15 protein-coding genes are annotated in these 17,258 nt (G+C 57.9%); 11 read left to right on the top strand and 4 right to left on the bottom strand.

Annotated features, from left to right (window positions below):
• Positions 1-2: 2 nt before the first annotated feature.
• On the bottom strand, positions 3-659 hold the full coding sequence (locus tag G536_RS28705) for a phosphatase PAP2-related protein (protein WP_022825052.1): 657 nt from the start codon (positions 657-659) through the stop codon (positions 3-5).
• Between the two features lie 181 nt (positions 660-840).
• On the opposite strand from G536_RS28705, the gene G536_RS0118270 reads away from it, so the two are divergent.
• The 9 genes from G536_RS0118270 (at position 841) to G536_RS28700 (ending at position 13,229) form a co-directional block, all read left to right on the top strand.
• Complete coding sequence (locus tag G536_RS0118270; protein WP_022825051.1) at positions 841-2,145, top strand: amidohydrolase; 1,305 nt, start codon at positions 841-843, stop codon at positions 2,143-2,145.
• Positions 2,146-2,214: 69 nt separating this feature from the next.
• Complete coding sequence (locus G536_RS0118265) at positions 2,215-3,528, top strand: amidohydrolase (protein ID WP_026880347.1); 1,314 nt, start codon at positions 2,215-2,217, stop codon at positions 3,526-3,528.
• 121 nt (positions 3,529-3,649) lie between these two features.
• Entirely contained in the window at positions 3,650-4,525 is an 876-nt protein-coding gene (locus G536_RS0118260; RefSeq protein WP_022825049.1) for an ATP-grasp domain-containing protein, read from the top strand.
• A gap of 155 nt (positions 4,526-4,680) precedes the next feature.
• Positions 4,681-5,610, top strand: coding sequence for a DUF6624 domain-containing protein (locus G536_RS0118255; RefSeq protein WP_022825048.1), 930 nt, complete (start codon positions 4,681-4,683; stop codon positions 5,608-5,610).
• A gap of 486 nt (positions 5,611-6,096) precedes the next feature.
• Positions 6,097-7,563, top strand: coding sequence for a Gfo/Idh/MocA family protein (locus tag G536_RS0118250; protein WP_022825047.1), 1,467 nt, complete (start codon positions 6,097-6,099; stop codon positions 7,561-7,563).
• Positions 7,564-8,185: 622 nt separating this feature from the next.
• A complete protein-coding gene (locus G536_RS0118245) occupies positions 8,186-10,567 on the top strand; it encodes a ribonucleoside-diphosphate reductase subunit alpha (RefSeq protein WP_022825046.1) in 2,382 nt (793 codons plus the stop codon).
• A 547-nt stretch (positions 10,568-11,114) separates the two neighbouring features.
• A complete protein-coding gene (locus tag G536_RS0118235) occupies positions 11,115-11,558 on the top strand; it encodes a hypothetical protein (protein ID WP_022825044.1) in 444 nt (147 codons plus the stop codon).
• A gap of 24 nt (positions 11,559-11,582) precedes the next feature.
• Positions 11,583-12,155 carry a glycosyl-4,4'-diaponeurosporenoate acyltransferase CrtO family protein gene (locus G536_RS0118230; protein ID WP_022825043.1) on the top strand — a complete coding sequence of 191 codons (573 nt, stop codon included), beginning with the start codon at positions 11,583-11,585 and terminating at the stop codon, positions 12,153-12,155.
• A 186-nt stretch (positions 12,156-12,341) separates the two neighbouring features.
• Positions 12,342-13,229: a DUF5694 domain-containing protein gene (locus G536_RS28700; RefSeq protein ID WP_157530753.1), complete on the top strand. Its 888-nt coding sequence runs from the start codon at positions 12,342-12,344 to the stop codon at positions 13,227-13,229.
• A 27-nt stretch (positions 13,230-13,256) separates the two neighbouring features.
• Here G536_RS28700 and G536_RS0118220 read toward each other — a convergent pair whose 3' ends face one another.
• Complete coding sequence (locus G536_RS0118220) at positions 13,257-13,658, bottom strand: nuclear transport factor 2 family protein (protein ID WP_022825041.1); 402 nt, start codon at positions 13,656-13,658, stop codon at positions 13,257-13,259.
• A 197-nt stretch (positions 13,659-13,855) separates the two neighbouring features.
• Positions 13,856-14,182, bottom strand: a complete 327-nt coding sequence (locus G536_RS0118215) for a hypothetical protein (RefSeq protein ID WP_022825040.1) — start codon at positions 14,180-14,182, stop codon at positions 13,856-13,858.
• Positions 14,183-14,525: 343 nt separating this feature from the next.
• Here G536_RS0118215 and G536_RS28695 point away from each other — a divergent pair, with 343 nt between their 5' ends.
• Positions 14,526-15,137, top strand: a complete 612-nt coding sequence (locus tag G536_RS28695) for an Hsp20/alpha crystallin family protein (RefSeq protein ID WP_157530751.1) — start codon at positions 14,526-14,528, stop codon at positions 15,135-15,137.
• A gap of 114 nt (positions 15,138-15,251) precedes the next feature.
• Here G536_RS28695 and G536_RS0118205 read toward each other — a convergent pair whose 3' ends face one another.
• Positions 15,252-15,674, bottom strand: a complete 423-nt coding sequence (locus G536_RS0118205) for a hypothetical protein (protein WP_157530749.1) — start codon at positions 15,672-15,674, stop codon at positions 15,252-15,254.
• Positions 15,675-15,877: 203 nt separating this feature from the next.
• On the opposite strand from G536_RS0118205, the gene G536_RS30910 reads away from it, so the two are divergent.
• Positions 15,878-17,221: a TPM domain-containing protein gene (locus G536_RS30910; RefSeq protein WP_051167035.1), complete on the top strand. Its 1,344-nt coding sequence runs from the start codon at positions 15,878-15,880 to the stop codon at positions 17,219-17,221.
• Positions 17,222-17,258 lie beyond the last annotated feature (37 nt).

Here is a 17,258-nt window from a genome sequence, read left to right as displayed (position 1 = left end):
CCCTAAGCGCTTTTCTCGAACCTAGCCCAAAAACCGGCCAGCCAGTAGCAGCCGAGCGCAAAGACCGGGGCGGCCAGCACATCATAGGTGTAATGCACGTGCTGTACCAGCACCAATAGGCCCACGGCGGCAGTAGCCGCCAGTAACCACCAGCGGCGGGTGCCTTTCGTTGCCAGGGCCAGCAGCATAACGGTGGCGGTGTGGCCTGAAAAGAACAGGTCTTTGGTGATGGGGCCAGCGGCTACGTAGATGAATGTGTCGATGATAGGGTCGCGGAGGGGGAGTAGGCCGATGGGCGGCTCCAATGGCAGCAGGGAAAGTAGAATCACACGGCTCATGTGCATCAGCCAGTAGGCGGCCAGCAGGCGTAGCAGTACGTAGGGCCGCGGCAGCACATAGGCCAGCGTCGCGCCCACGCTCAGGTAAATGATGATAAATATGAACCACGATACATCGTGGACGGGCAGCAAAGTCAGCAGCGGGTCGGGGAGCGGGGTGCCGGGGCGGGCCTGTATCCAGGCAAAGAAGTGCGGCAGGCTGGCTACCAGCCCAATCAGCAGCGCCAGCGTGAGTAACAGCCGGTACCGAAATGCAGGAAGCCGCCAGGCGGCAGGCCAGATAGCAGATGGCGTATTAGGCGCGGAAACGGGGTGAGGCATACGATAAGCAGAACGGCAATAGCCACAAAAATAACCATTGCCGCTGTATCACTAAGTGGGGTGAACCGCATTAGCGCGTGGCTGTGTGGCTTCGGCTGCTGCCGCAAACCACGGCCTGGTGCTGCAATCCTGCCGCCGGTGCTGTATCTTTTGCCTCCTGCTGCTCTTTTCTCGCTTATCTATGAAGCATTCTTACCTGCTGGCTTCGCTGGCTTTACTGGCACTGCCAGCTGTTGCGCAAAATCCGGCCCTCAACGCCCGCATTGCTCAACTGGCGCAGGCCGAAGAAACGAAAGTAATTGCCTGGCGCCGCGACTTTCACCAGCACCCTGAGTTGGGCAACGAGGAAAAACGCACGGCTGGCATTGTGGCCGCGCACCTGAAAAAGCTGGGCCTGGAGGTACAGACTGGCATAGGCCGCACCGGCGTGGTTGGCATTCTGAAGGGCGGCAAACCAGGCCCGGTGGTGGCCCTGCGCGCCGATATGGACGCGCTGCCCGTAACAGAAGCCACTGGCCTAGCCTTCGCCTCAACTGTGAAAACCACGTATTTAGGCCAGCCAGTAGGCGTGATGCACGCCTGCGGCCACGACTCGCACGTGGCCATGCTCATGGGGGCTGCCGAAGTGCTCAGTCAAGTGAAAAAGGAGTTGTCGGGTACGGTTAAGTTCATCTTCCAACCCGCCGAGGAAGGCTCGCTGCCCGGCGTAGTGGGCGGAGCCAAGCTCATGATACAGGAAGGCGTACTCGACAACCCGAAGGTGGACGCCATTTTTGGGCTGCACATCAACGCCCAGACGGAAGCAGGCAGCTTGAGCTACCGCCCCGGCGGCGAAATGGCCAGCGCCGACCGATTTACAATTAAGGTTATTGGCAAAGGCGCGCATGGGGCCCGGCCCTGGAACAGCGTGGACCCAGTGGTAACAGCGGCTCAGATTATTATGGGTTTGCAAACTATTGTCAGCCGGCAAGTGAACCTCACCGACGATGCGGCCGTCGTGACGGTGGGCACTCTGAAGGCCGGGGTGCGCTACAACGTTATTCCCGATCAGGTGGAATTGACGGGTACCATTCGCGCGTTCGACAAAAAAACCCAGGAGCAAATCTGGGCGGCCGTCCGGCGCACGGCCAAGGGCATTGCCGAAAGTGCTGGCGCTACCGTTGAGGTGGGCTTCGAGGCCTACGTACCCGTTACCTACAACGACCCGCCCCTGGCGGCGCGCATGCTGCCTACGCTGCAAGCCGTAGCCGGGGGGGCAACCAATGTGCGGGAAGTGAAGGTGAACACCTGGGCCGAAGACTTTGCTTTGTACCAGGAGAAGGTGCCGGGCTTGTTTGTATTTGTGGGGGGCATGCGCAAAGGAGTTGACCCTGCTACCACTGCCGACCACCACACGCCCGGCTTTACGCTGGATGAAAGCGGCTTCACGCTGGGAGTGAAAACCCTGGCCACCCTGGCGGCCGACTACCTAGCCGCACCGAAGTAGAAGCCAGTAGTCGGGCTGACACCTCACCTTCACTCCGAAATTCCTACCACTGTACCCAACCCTTCAACTGTGAAATTTTCTTGTTACGCCTTGGTGGCCCTGCTAACAGGCTCGTTGCTACCTTCCTCTTCCACGGCCCAAAACACCGCCCTCAATGCCCGCATTGCCAAACTGTCGGCGGCGCAGGAGGCGAAAGTCATAGCCTGCCGGCGCGACTTGCACGAGCATCCTGAACTCGGCAACGAGGAAAAACGCACCGCGGGTATTGTGGCCGAGCAATTGAAAAAGCTGGGGCTGGAAGTACAAACCGGCGTGGCCCGCACCGGCGTAGTAGGTATTTTGCGCGGCGGCAAGCCCGGCCCGGTGGTAGCCTTGCGCGCCGACATGGACGGCTTGCCCGTGACGGAAACCGCCCCGGTGCCTTTCGCCTCGAAGGCCCGCACCACCTACAACGGCCAAGAGGTAGGCGTGATGCATGCCTGCGGCCACGACACCCACGTGGCCATGCTGCTGAGCACCGCCGAGGTATTGAGTGCCGTGAAAAAAGACCTGCCGGGTACCGTCAAGTTCATTTTCCAGCCCGCTGAGGAAGGCTCGTTGCCGGGCGTAGTGGGCGGGGCCAAGCTGATGGTGCAGGAAGGCGTGCTCGACAACCCGAAGGTAGATGCCATTTTCGGGCTGCACATCAACGCCCAAACCGAAGTGGGCACCCTCAAGTACCGCCCCGAGGGCACCATGGCCGCCGCCGACGTATTCACGATAAAAGTGAAAGGCAAATCGGCACATGGGGCGTATCCGTGGCTGGCCGTAGACCCGGTGGTAACGGCCGCCCAAATTGTGACGGGCCTCCAAACCATCATCAGCCGCCAGAGCGAGCTAACCCAGGACGCGGCCGTTATTACCGTGGGCATGATTCACGGCGGGGTACGCAACAACATCATCCCTGAGCAGGTGGAGCTGACCGGCACCATCCGGACCCTCGACAAGGATATGCAGCAAAAGATATGGGCCGCCGTGCGCCGCACTGCCACCAACATTGCCGAAAGCGCCGGCGCCGGCGCCGAGGTGGACATTGTCAACTATGCCCCCATCACCTACAACGACCCGCGCCTGACCGAGCAGATGGCCCCTACTCTGCGCCGAGTGGCTGGGCCGGCGCACGTAACCGTGCAGAAGGCGGTAACCGGAGCCGAGGACTTCGCTTACTTCCAGGAGAAGGTGCCCGGCTTGTTTGTGTTTGTGGGCGGTATGCCGAAGGGCAAGAATCCTGCTGACACCGCCCCGCACCACACACCCAACTTCTTCATCGACGACAGTGGCCTCACGCTGGGTGTGCAAACCTTGGCTACGCTGGCGGCCGACTACCTAGGCGCCAAGAAATAAGCTTCGCTCATTGAGCTGAACAAGTACCGGAATAGCTGCTACGCCCCGCTGCCAATGTCCGGGCTGCCATAATCTGCGTACTGAGCGAGAAATCTGCATACGCTGCGCCGAAAAATCTGTGATGAATATTGCTCTTGTTACCTGCGAAAGTCTGGCCCAGTACGCGGCCCCCAACATCGACGACGAAGACAGCCTGCTTACGCGCCACCTCCGGGCACAGGGCCACCACGTAGAGCCCCGAATCTGGAGCAACCCGGCCGTTGACTGGCTGGCCTATGATGTGGTAGTGCTGAAGTCGCCGTGGGACTACTTCGATAGGGTGCCGGAGTTTTACGCCTGGCTCGACCGGATGGAACAGCAGCAGGTACCGCTGCTCAACCCCGTGGCTACCGTTCGGTGGAACGCCAACAAGCAGTACCTGCTGGATATGGAGCGCCAGGGCGTGCGGATTGTGCCCACCCATTGGCTGCCGCGCGGCGCAGCGTTTCAGCCCAGAGCCCTGTTTGCGGCGCTGGGCACCGACCGGCTGGTGGTGAAGCCGGCCATCAGCGGCGGCGCCAAAAACACGTTCAACCTTACCCCCGCCGACGCGGACACCCGCACGCCGGAGCTGACGGAGTTGCTGCGGGCCGAGGATTTTCTGGCTCAGCCGTTTTTGCCCGAAATTCAGACCCAAGGGGAATGGTCGTTGGTGTATTTGGGCGGTGCATACAGCCATTGCGTGCTGAAAACGCCGAAATCCGGCGACTTCCGGGTGCAGCACTACCTAGGCGGCGGCATCCAGCCCCAACAGCCCCCCACTCATCTGCGCCGCACCGCCGACGACATTGTGCAGCGCTTCGCCCAAAACTGCCTCTACGCCCGCGTAGATGGCGTGGAGGTAGCCGGCGAGTTCTTGCTAATGGAGTTGGAGCTTATCGAGCCGTTTCTGTACCTGGACACCGCCCCGGACTCGTTTGCGCGCTACGAGGCGGCCCTGCGAGTTGGCCGCGTGTAGTGGGGTTTCAAGCTACGCCCTGCAACTAATAGCAACGGGCGCTACTCTTGAGAGTGGCGCCCGTTGTGCATTTACAGCAGATTGCCAGCATTTCTTACGCCATTTTTGGCAGTAAGTCACTTACTTGTAGCGCCTTACTTATCCTTCTCGTTTCTATGAAAAAAGCTGCATTCCTTTTGGCCACCTTGCTGTTGAGCGGTTCTTCTGTATTCGCGCAGGCCGAGTTCAGCAAACTAAACCGGCAGGCTTTCGATGCCTACAACGCCAAAAACTACCGCTCCTCCGGCGAGCTATACGACCAGGCATTCAAACAAAGCAAAGCCCAGCCCACCAACTCTGACTTCTACAACGCAGCCTGTACTTGGGCGCTGGCCGGCGACGCCAACAAGGCCTTCCAGTATCTGGACCGCGCCACCCTGGCCGGCTGGGAAAACGTAGCCCACGTCAAGCAGGACACCGACCTGACCGCCCTGCACGCCGACAAGCGCTGGCAGCCCATGCTTACCAAGCTACAAGCCACCGTAGCCAAGATGGAGGCCAGCTACAATAAGCCACTCAAGCAGCAGCTAGATTCTATCTATACTGCCGACCAGGGCGGGCGCCAGAAATACGATGCCATAAACAAACAATACGGCCCTGAATCCGAGCAGATGAAGGCGCTTTGGAAGGAAATGGAAATTACCGATGCCCGTAATCTAAAGAAGGTTACGGCCTTGCTCGACGCCCACGGCTGGCCTAGCCGAAAGGAGGTGGGAACAATGGGCAACGAAACGGTTTTTCTGGTGATCCAGCACTCCGACCTGCCTACGATGGAAAAATACTTCCCGATAGCAAAGCAGGCCATGGAACGAGGTGATTTATCGAAGTCGGCCTTTGCGCTTATACAGGACCGGCTGCTGATGTGGCAGGGCAAACCCCAGGTGTATGGCAGCCAGCTCAGAAACGACCCCAAAACCAACAAGATGGCTTTTCATGCCATTGAGGATGAGGCTCACGTAGATGAGCGCCGTGCGGCAATGGGCATGGAGCCCTTGGCTAGCTACGCCAAGCGCTTCGGCCTCGACTACAAGCTGCCTGCGAAATAAAGCGTTAATGTAGGTATCCTTAACGGCTACTAAACGGAGGTCGGGGCACTATGCTTCGGCCTCCTGTTTTTTACGCTCTGCTAGGCTGTGAGGGTAGTAAATAATCTACAGCACATCTTCGAAGGGGCGTCATGCAGAGTGTAGCGTAGCATCTCGTGTGCTGACGTTGCCAAGCTACATCCAACGACGCCACCCAAGATGCTTTGCTGCGCTCTGCATGACGGACTTGGTTAGGACCCTGTCCACACAACCATAGCGTGTGCGCAGCCTGCGTGGCCGACTGGCGACGCGGGAAGTAGACGAGTTAAGTTGGCAATGGCTCCAATGTATCTACCACCAGCAACATACGCTCGGAGAGGCTAGGCAAATTCATGGGAATTTGTACCTTCTGGCTTCCGATTTGAAATGCGCGCCCTGCATGTCTAGCCCGACCTGCCGACGCGCTTGCCCTGCTCTGAAGTGCTTCTTCCCTCAACCTTTCCCACCATGTCTGAAAACACGCTTGAAAACTCACCTCTTACCGTTTCGCGCCGAGAGTTTATTACGAAAAGCGCGGTAGCGGCAGCCGGCATCATGATTGTGCCCCGCTTTGTGCTAGGTGGCCGAGGCTACACCGCCCCCAGCGACCAGCTGGTAATTGCGGGCGTGGGCGTGGGTGGCAAGGGCGAAAGTGACCTGGCCAGCTTCTTTAAAAGTGGCAAAGCCCGCATCAACTACCTCTGCGACGTGGACGACCGGCGCGCCGCCAACTCGGTTAAAGCTTTCCCACAGGCCAAGTACTATAAAGACTGGCGCCAGCTCTTCGACAAGGAAGCCAAGAACTTCGATGCCGTTTGCGTATCAACGCCTGACCACAACCACGCCAACGTGGCCTTGGCTGCCATGCAGCTGGGTAAGCACGTGTACGTGCAAAAACCTTTAACCCACGATATTTACGAGGCCCGGGTACTCACCGAAGCAGCCAAGAAACACAAAGTGGTAACGCAAATGGGCAACCAGGGCGCCTCCAACGACGGGGTGCGGCAGCTGCGCGAGTGGTACGACGCCAAACTCATCGGGGACGTGGATACGGTGTACTGCTGGACCGACCGCCCCGTGTGGCCGCAGGGCATTCCGTGGCCCAACACCCCAGGCAAGGTACCCGCCGAGCTGGACTGGGACCTGTGGCTGGGCTCGGCACCCCAAACCAACTACATCGATAAGCTGGTGCCCTTCAACTGGCGCGGGTGGTGGGAATACGGCACCGGGGCCCTCGGCGACATGGGCTGCCACCTGCTGGAAGCGCCGTTCCGGGTGCTGGATTTGCAGTACCCCACGGCCGTGCAAGCCAGCGTGGGCAGCGTGTACGTCGATGAGTTCAAGCGCGGCTACTTCCCCGAGAGCTGCCCGCCCTCTAGCCACGTGGTGCTTACCTTCCCCCGAACCTCGAAAACCAAGCACGACGTGACGGTGCACTGGATGGACGGCGGCATTCAGCCCGAGCGCCCCGCCGAACTAGGCTCCAACGAGCTGTTTGGCGACGGGGGCAACGGCATTCTGTTCGTGGGTAAGAAAGGCAAGATGATGGCCAGCACCTACTCGGCCAATCCGCAGCTGCTACCCCTTTCCCGTACCAACGAAGTGAAGGTGAAGCCCACCCTGGCCCGTGTGCCGGGCGGGGCCGACGGCCACTACGCGCAATGGGTGGAAGCCTGCCTGGCGGGCTACGGTAACAAGGAAGTTAGCTCGCCCTTCGAGTTGGCAGGCCCGCTCACGGAAGCACTGCTGGTAGCTAACCTGGCCATTCGGGGCTATGATGTGCGCAAGCCCAACGCCGACGGCAAAGGCTTCGCGTACCCAGGCCGCAACCTAAAGCTGGATTGGGACGCCCGCCAGATGCGAGTAACCAACTGGGATGAGGCCAACCAATTTGTGAAGCGCGAGTACCGCCAGGGCTGGACGCTGGGAGCGTAAACCAACAGAGACCTCACCAAACGAAGAGGAGTGTAGCGCGGAACAGGTTTCTGCGCTGCATTCCTCTAACTGTTCATACCCCTAAGCAATGTGGCCAGTACCCTAACAACGAACGTCATTCCGAGCTTGCCGAGGAATCTCGCGTACTGAGGTTGCAGTAGTAATTCAACGTTAGCACGCGAGATGCTTCGCCGCGCTCTGCATGACGGCCTTGTGATTATAGGCCGTTATAAATTCTGACTGTTCATGCCTCTTAGGCATAGCGCCGGGAATATGGCATCCTCTATCCAACGACTTCTGGTTGTGCAGTAACCTACCGAGCGGCGTCAACCACTGACAATACCATTTCCCCGGCAATCTACCAACCTGAATTTTCACTCATTTACTAATTAATATAGCAATACTTATTTAACTTAAACCCGCTGAACTGCACTGTTTTGCGGTTATGTGGAAAACTTCTAAAGTCTACGTTTGTCCTAGCCCCTGGAAGGGGATATATTCCGCTACTTAACGGACGCATGCGGAGTGATGTGCTGGCGTCCGGACCCTCTTTCTGAACCCAAGTTGCCTACCCTATTGGGGCGCGCACACTCATACACCAACCCATCAACCTGCTACGTCTATGCTGGTATTAAAACGCGACGGCCGCCGCGAATCCGTGAAATTTGATAAAGTCACGGCGCGTATCGAGAAGCTCTGCTACGGGCTCAATATGATGTACGTCTCCCCGATTGAGGTGGCCAAGAAGGTTATCGACGGGATTTACGACGGCGTGACGACCGTGGAGCTCGACAACCTGGCCGCCGAAACTGCCGCTTCGCTCACTACCAAGCACCCCGACTACGCCATTCTGGCGGCCCGGATTGCGGTGAGCAACCTGCACAAGGTCACCAGCAAGTCGTTCAGCAGCACCATGAAGCGGCTCTACACCTACGAGGACCCCAAGACCGGCGAAAACGCCTCCTTGCTGGCCAAAGACGTGTGGGAAACCATTCATAACCACGCCGCCACCCTGGATTCGGCCATCATCTACGACCGGGACTACAACTACGACTACTTCGGCTTCAAGACCCTGGAGCGCAGCTACTTACTCCGCCTCGACGGCAAAGTGGTGGAACGCCCGCAGCACATGATTATGCGTGTGGCCATCGGTATCCACAAAGAGGATATTGAGGCGGCTATTGCTACCTATGAGCTGATGAGCGAGCGGTGGTTTACGCACGCTACCCCTACCCTCTTCAACGCCGGTACGCCGAAGCCGCAGCTTAGCTCGTGCTTCCTGCTCACGATGAAGGACGACTCCATTGAGGGCATTTATGACACGCTGAAGAACTGCGCCCTGATTTCGCAGAGCGCCGGCGGTATCGGTCTGGCCGTGCACAACGTGCGGGCTACGGGCTCTTACATCAAAGGCACCAACGGCACCTCCAACGGCCTCGTGCCCATGCTGAAGGTGTTCAACGACACGGCCCGCTATGTAGACCAGGGCGGTGGCAAGCGCAAAGGTGCCTTCGCCATCTACCTGGAGCCCTGGCACGCCGACATCATCGACTTCCTGGACCTCAAGAAAAACCACGGCAAGGAAGAGATGCGCGCCCGCGACTTGTTCTTCGCCCTCTGGACGCCCGACTTGTTCATGAAGCGCGTGGAAGCCAACGCCGATTGGACGCTGATGTGCCCCCACGAGTGCCCCGGCCTCGACACCACGCACGGCGAGGAGTTCGAGCGGTTGTATGCCAAGTATGAGCGCGAAGGCAAAGGCCGCAAAACCATCAAGGCGCAGGAGTTGTGGTTTGCCATTCTGGAAAGCCAGACCGAAACCGGCACGCCGTACCTGCTCTTCAAAGACGCGGCCAACAGCAAGAGCAACCAGAAGAACCTGGGCACCATCAAAAGCTCCAACCTCTGCACCGAGATTATGGAGTATACCGACGAGAACGAAATTGCCGTGTGCAACCTCGCCTCACTGGCTCTGCCCCGTTACGTACGCCCCGACGAGAAAGGCAACCTTGTCTTCGACCACAAGAAGCTGTACGAGGTAACCTACCACGCCACGCTGAACCTGAACAAGGTTATCGACATCAATTACTACCCGGTAATTGAAGCCGAGCGCAGCAACCGCCGCCACCGCCCCATCGGGTTGGGCGTGCAAGGACTGGCCGATACGTTCATTGCGCTGCGCATGCCGTTCGAGAGCGACGAAGCCAGCGGCCTCAACAAGGATATCTTCGAGACCATCTACTTCGCGGCCATGACGGCCTCCAAGGATTTGGCCAAGAAGGATGGTGCGTACGAGACGTTCAAAGGCTCACCGCTGAGCGAAGGCAAGTTCCAGTTCGACCTCTGGAACGTAACGCCGGACTCGGGCCGCTGGGATTGGGAAAGCCTGCGCGCCGAAGTGGTGGAGCACGGTGTGCGCAACTCGCTGCTGGTGGCACCTATGCCAACGGCCAGCACCGCCCAGATTCTCGGCAACAACGAGTCGTTTGAGCCTTACACCTCCAACATTTACGTGCGTCGCGTGCTGAGCGGTGAGTTCATGGTGGTGAACAAGCACTTGCTGAAAGACCTCATCAAGCTTGGCATCTGGAACGACCAGATGAAGCAGGAAATCATTGCCGCCAACGGCTCGGTGCAGAACATCGACCGGATTCCGCAGCACATCAAAGACCTGTACAAGACGGTGTGGGAGATTTCGCAGCGCCGTATCATCGACATGTCGGCCGACCGGGGGGCGTACATCTGCCAGAGCCAGAGCCTGAACCTGCACGTAACCAACGTGAACTTCGGCAAGCTCACCAGCATGCACTTCCACAGCTGGAAGAAGGGCCTGAAAACCGGTATGTACTACCTGCGCACCAAAGCCGCCGCCGACGCCATCAAGTTCACGGTGCAGAAGCAAGCCGCCGAGACCCTGGAGCCCCTGAACGTATCGGCCCAGAACGCCTCCGACATGGCCTGCTCCCTGGATAACCCCGACGCCTGCGAGGCCTGCGGTTCGTAAGGTGTTTGACAGCCATAGTATCGACTTTGGTAAAGTCAACTGGAACTGGTGTCACAGTCTCAGTATTCTGCAGGAGGAAATGGAGGAGCTTCTAACATTTCCTTCCCGCAGCGGACTTTACCCCAAAGAAGCTGGTGCTTATGAAGTTGTTGGATACACGAAACATCGGAAATTTATTTCGGTTACTTTCACGTTACAGGATGACCGATTTGTCATCGAAGACGTAATTTTACCGAGCTATGAAACCATCCGAGACGTTATCCTCCGACAACTTAACTCCGGCAACGAACCTTTCGATGGCCGGTAAAACAGTGCAGGAGTATGAGCTTGGCCGAACCAGTGGACCACTGACACGGCAGGAGTTCATAGCTCATCTACGCAAAACTGGTCAACTACCGCCAGATGCAAATTGGCAATTGGCGTCATAAAAAATGTATGTTGAATAAAAAGAGCTCCGACTTCTAAAGTCGGAGCTCTTTTTATAAATTATTACCGTTGATGAAGGCATTCACTGATGCATAACTACTTATTTAGTAACTGTATAAGCATGATATATTTCCCACTACAAGCCGCGCTTTGCCTCTCTCTACTCTTTCGCTCAGCAGACGTTAGTTTTCCAACTGGTAAGGCAATAGAGTTAAGCTTCGAATACCTCGAAGCATGTGAAACCGGCGCAAAAGAATGCCAACCTGTTTTAATCAACCGCAAGAAGGGTGAACAAGTGACCTTGGCATTACCCGCTATGAATCGAGCATCAGTAGGATTATGGGACGCCGAGAATTACCAGCGCCTCCAGTTGCGCAAGTTTCCTTACAAGGCGGTTGAACAACAAGGTTCAGGAAACGACACGAAAGCCCTCGTATTTGACTTATCAAAACGAGAAGATGGCATATACTACCTGTGGTTGACATCATGTGGTGTGGGTGGGACGTACGAAGTAAGGCTCAAAACAGAAGTTCAGCTTTGGATCTTGGCCTCGAGGAGTTGTTAGAGCTTCGGCGCGTACCTTACTGCTATGGCTTCTACCCGAAACGATGCTCCGTCGGCTGGCTTGTTGGCGTTTTATAATGCTGTGCCGTCGGTGGTGTGGTCGGGGCTGGCTCTGGGGCCGTTGGCGGTGTTTTGCTACCAGCACATGGCGCGGCCGTGGCTGCTTGGGCTATTGGGGCTGAGCTTGCTGGCGTATGGGGTGCCCCGCGCCTGGTTTCGGTATTGGCAGTTGAGTGAAAAGCCGGCGGTGTATCGGCGGCTAGGGGTGCCGGGTGCCAACCGGCTGGCGCAGGATGGGGCACTGGTGAATACACTGGTACGGCGGCGTTACCCGCATTACCGCCGGGTGCAAAGCCGCCGGTCGGTGGCTGCCGCGGTGGGCAACAGCTACCACATGGAGCGGTTTCATGTGGCGGCGCTGCTGTTCTTCTTGTTTGCCAGCGGGTATGCCGCCGTGCAGGGCCAGTGGGGCTGGGCGGCGGCGCTGCTCGTGCTCAATATCGGCTACAACCTGTACCCCATCTGGCTGCAACAATACCTGCGGCTGCGGTTGGCACTCGTTTCGGCGCGAGACACACCACAAACACCGCGCACTTAACGGCAAGCGCACTCGCTACTCGGTTAGCGCTGTGCCTGTGCCTACCAGAAGCGGCCAGATCTTAGGCCCAATAGTGTTGAGCTACTACTTTTCAAGCGGGTTGAGGCAACGGCTGGGGCGGCGGGCGGCGTCATTGATGGGTACTCACCGTGGTGCGCCATCAGCACCGCTCCTATCCTACTCGCTATGCGTCGATTCCTGTTGCCTTGTCTTGTTTCGTTGATGAGCCTGGCGGCTTGCACTACCTCCAAAAACCAGCCGGTAGCAGGCACGGCGGCCCGTACGGCCCCGGTTGCCGTGATGATGGTGGGTGGGCCGCATCTGGCCCAGGTCTACAAGCCCGCCAACCCCAACACCGACGTACTCACGCCCAAGCGCCAGACCGAGCTAGAAGCTGTCCGAAACCAAATCCAACGGTTCCGGCCCGATGCCATTCTAGTGGAGGAGTTACCCGAGCGGCAAGCTCGCCTCGACAGCCTATACGCCCTCTACCGGCAAGGCCGCCTCGACCTGAACACGCTGCCCGGCGGCCGCTCCGAAATCTATCAACTGGGCTTTGTACTGGGCAAACGGCTGGGCGTGGAGCGTATTTATTGCGTGAATGCGCCGGGCGGTACTTCGCAAAGTATTCTACACGAAGGCACCAACATCAAGCTCTACGAAGAAGCCACCGCCGAGCATCGGGCTTTTGGGGCCCCCAAGATGCAGGCCTGGGAAAGCGGCAACCTGAGCATGGGCGGCCTGTTAGCCTTTGTCAACAGCCCGGCACTATTACAGCAACTGCACACGCTGGTGTACCGGACCCCGGCCCGCGTTACCGACGGCACCCTCAAGGCCGACCCGATGGTAGACGCCGGCTTCGTCAGCCCACACTACGTAGGCGCCGAGTTTACTTCGGTTATCTATAACCGTGACTTGAAAATCTATTCCAACATAGTAACCACCCAGCTGGCTACCCGCAAAACACGGCTGCTTACCATCATCGGGGCCCGGCACATTGGCTCGTTGCAAGGCATGTTCCGCACCGACCCGGCGTATCAAGTGGTGGAAGCTTCAAAGTACCTGAAACCCTAGCGCTACCGCCACGAAAGCGCCAGCGGCCTAGGCCTGCTCGTAGCAGGAGTAGCGCCGCTGCCGGTAAATCTTGCCGTCCTTGAATTCAAACACCAGGCAAAGGTGAGCTTTGACTTGCTGGCCGCGGGTCATAGAAGCCATATCGTTGACGACAGTAGCCTGCCAGATGCCTTCCACCAACACGCAGCCCTCGGAGTTAGTATGGGCCGAGTGTACATCGAACGACTGGTTGTGAAGCAATTCCCGACCAACCCGGATGTTGTCGATTATTTCATCGAACGACCGGCGCTGAACAGTTTTATAAACCAGATTGGGGTATTCAGTCTGCTCTATTTCAGGATGTAGCACCTCGGCGTACGCTGCTGTATCGGTGCTGAAGTCCTGAACGAGAGCAATATATGAATTGACGACATCAAGTGGCGCTTTCATAAGTGGGATTCGGAGTGGGTTGATGAGCAAGCTACTAGAAATAGCTGAATACTAAAGGTACAAGCACCCGCTCATTATGCTATTGAAGTGGTTTTTAGAAGCAAAACCCACGGCACTGTCCTCACGATAAAGCCCACAGCGTAAAGCCATCCGGTTGCAGACAGAACGATTGGTTGAGCTTCAGCAGCACATTCAGGCTATGGGCGCTGGCGCGAGGGCCGGGCTGGCGCCCGAGGGGTCGGCGCAGGCTTCACTACCTGTCCCGAGTCGAGGGCACCCACACTCACGTTACCGCGCGGAAAGGCTGGCAGCGGTAGTGTCCCGTTAGGGCGCACTTGCGAAGGAGCAGGCATGGGCTCTAGGTTGCGCTGGCTGGCTCCGGTTGGCAGCACCACGCCGGGCATCGGGCTGACCCGCTCGCCGAGGCTGCGCTGCGTAGATGATACCGGGGCCCGGTTTTGGGAGTGAGCAGCCGTAGCCGTCAGGCCCAGCAGTACGAGTGGCAGATATACAAAACGGGACATGGCACGGAAGGCAATACGGTGAGGAAATCAGGGCCGGCGAGGTACCGCCAGGGCTACGCGGAAGGCGCAGGAAACCACTAAATATTCTTACGCAGCACAGCAGTACAAGTTTAGCTTCCGGTAGGGGCTTTGAAGTCTGCTTCGGGCACTTAGCAGCGCTGGGTCGGGCTGGCGGTTGAAGTGGCTAGGCCAATCGGAAAAACCGCCAACGCAGTTCACCAGGACACTATTGAAGCAACAGATTGCTTGTAAAAAATTTTAAACCTGGGTGCAACACCCGTTTTTTTCGCTCCGTATTAGGCCTGCTTGTGTTCGTTTGTTTAACCCCAACCTTTCACAAACCATGGCTATTCAAAAGTATCAGGATTCGTTTTCCGAGCTGTCGTCTTCTAGCTTCAGCTCGATGCTTGACCGGTTCTTCAACGATTCGCTGGCTTCGCGCGGACGCGTCAACTTGTTTTCGCCCCACGCCGACGCCTACGAAACCGAGAAAAGCTATGAAATAGAAGTAGCCCTGCCAGGGCTGAAGCGCGACGACATCAAGGTGGACTTTCACCAAGGCCGACTGAGTGTTAGCGGTGAGCGGCACTTCCAGCGGGAGCAGCAAGACCAGCGCCGCTACCACGTGGTGGAAAGTACCTACGGTTCGTTCAGCCGCTCATTTCAGCTCCCCGATACCGTAGACGCTGGTCGTATTGAGGCTGCCTTTGAAGATGGTATGCTACGCGTAACCGTACCAAAAGACGAGCAGAAAACCCGCCGCCACCAGATTGAAGTACGCGGCAGCCACAACACCAACTCCGGCAACAGCCAAGGCCAGATGTCGGAGCGCCTCGGCCAGCAGGCCACCGATGTACCCGTGCAGAACAGCCCAACCGCAGACAAACCCAAGAAACAGTCTGCTCCCGTGGCAGAAATGAATGGCCGAGTGCAAAGCTCCGGGATAGGCGCCTAGAACTGGTTTGTGCCCGCCAAGATGTTGAAAATAACAGAAGAGGCCCTTTTGCTGCTGGCAAAAGGGCCTCTTCTTGGGTATGCAATTACAGTTGGAGCTGACCAGCAGTCTAGCCTACTTCTGCGGCGACATGGGTTGCCGCAACAGCCACTCTGTTGCTTCCTCTTTAGTTTCGAAGGAGCGGTATAGTAGCGGTAGGCCTTGCACGTGCGTAGTAACATAAGCAGTGGCTAGGCGCACCATCACGTTGGGCGAAACGACGATGGCGCCGTGGCGGTAACCGGCTTGCACGGCCAGCGGCAGCCACTCTTGCGCTACCCATTGTTGCTCGGATGGCGAGAACGGCAGCATGCCCACTTGGTTGATAAGAATGCGGCTCCAATTGTAGCGCCGTAGTGCGTGCAGCATGTGCATAAACAGCGCCTGCGCATCACCTTCCTGCCGGGCCGTGGCGCTCCAGAGGGCTTCTAAATACCCAGCCGGATTTTCTAATAGCTTGCCGGCTCGGTTGCTGAAATAAATTTTGGACTGCGCCACGGGTTTCATAGCCGGCAAAGATACTATGCGGGAGCTTCAGGCCATAGCAACTCAATCAGCCCGCTTAGGGCGTAAGCGTTGAACGGCGCTGAAGCTACGCTACAGGTACCCTGCTCTATTCTGGATAGCTACTAAAGCGCCACATGCCGTAGAAGGCATTCAGGCCTGCTCTTCAGGTATTCTCTCACCTCTTTTTGTGTGCCATGCATCGTTTCTTTCTGTCCTTCTTTCTGCTCCTTGTTAGCTCCCTGAGCTGGCCGGGCGCTGGTTTTGCGCAGTCAACCGACGGGCTGCCCACGCGGCCGTCGCCGTTCCGCTTTGTCACCGATGAGGCCCAGTTGCTCACTGAAGCCAACGCCAAAACCTTGGAAAGCGGCCTGCGCAGCTACGCCGACGAAACCGGCACCCAGATAGTAGTGGTAACAGTACCTAGCTTGGGAGGCCGATCTGTAGCCGACTACGGCCGGGCACTGGGTGAAGCCTGGGGCATTGGGCAGCGCGACAAAAACAACGGTATTGTGCTGCTGCTCTCCGGCCAAGAGCGTAAGGTTACGATTCAGGCGGGCTCGGGTTTGCAGAGCGTCATTACACCCGAACTAACGGCTCGCGTTATCAACCAGCAGATGACGCCTAGCTTCAAGAAAGGCAACTATTTTGGGGGCTTGCGCAAGGGCCTCAACACCCTAATGCTGGCTGCCAACCCTAGTTCCGACCCTCGCAAAAACCAAGCAACCGCAACCTCGGATGCTACTGCGTCGGCAGATGCTGCGCCGGCCACAGCCGCAAATCCTGAGCTAGGCAACACCCCTCCGGCCCAATCCTACGACCCCGAAACAGAGCCGTTTAAACCCCAATCGTCAGTGCCAGCACCCGAGTCGTCGGGCCTGGGCTTGGGCACGTTGGCAATTGGGGCTCTGCTAATTGGGGGCGTTATCTGGCTATTGGTACGAGTATTTCGGCGGCGTTCTACCAACACGGGCACCACGCCCGGCAACACCACCCCCGACTTTCTGGGTAACCGCCCCGCCAGCCCTAACGGCCCCATCAATCGTGGCGGTCCGCAACAGTCAGCTCCTGATTTTTATGGCAACAACCGCATGGGCGGCAACATGGGCAACAACACCAGCGGTGGAGGCATTGGGAGCGGCATGGGCGGTATTCTGGCAACGGGCGCTGCTGCCGCCGCCGGCGCTTACTTAGGCAACCGCATGGCATCAGGCGGCCACGATGAAAACAACTACGGCAGCAACCACAATGCAGCTGGGTTCGGCAGCCAGCCTTCTTCCCTCGACCCTGGCGCAGCCGGTTTAGCGGGTGGTGCGGCCGGCCTTGCGGGCGGAGCCGGAGCAGCTGGTGGTTCTTCAGAATTCCCGGCTCTAAACAATACTGAGGATACAGCTCCCGACTATTTTTCCGACGCAGCTACCGGCGACTCCGAGCCCGACTATTTCTCTTCCGGCGACTCGTCTTCCTACGACGACTTATCATCCGACGACACCGGTGGGGGTGGCTTCGACAGCGACGACGACAATAGCGGCTCGTGGTAAAACTAGGCCTCGCCTACAGCCAAACAAAAGCCGCTGC

This window comes from Hymenobacter norwichensis DSM 15439, assembly GCF_000420705.1.
Classification (GTDB): Bacteria; Bacteroidota; Bacteroidia; order Cytophagales; family Hymenobacteraceae; genus Hymenobacter; species Hymenobacter norwichensis.
The sequence above is the reverse complement of the archived record's forward strand: the minus strand, read 5'-3'. Positions and strand labels throughout refer to the sequence as shown.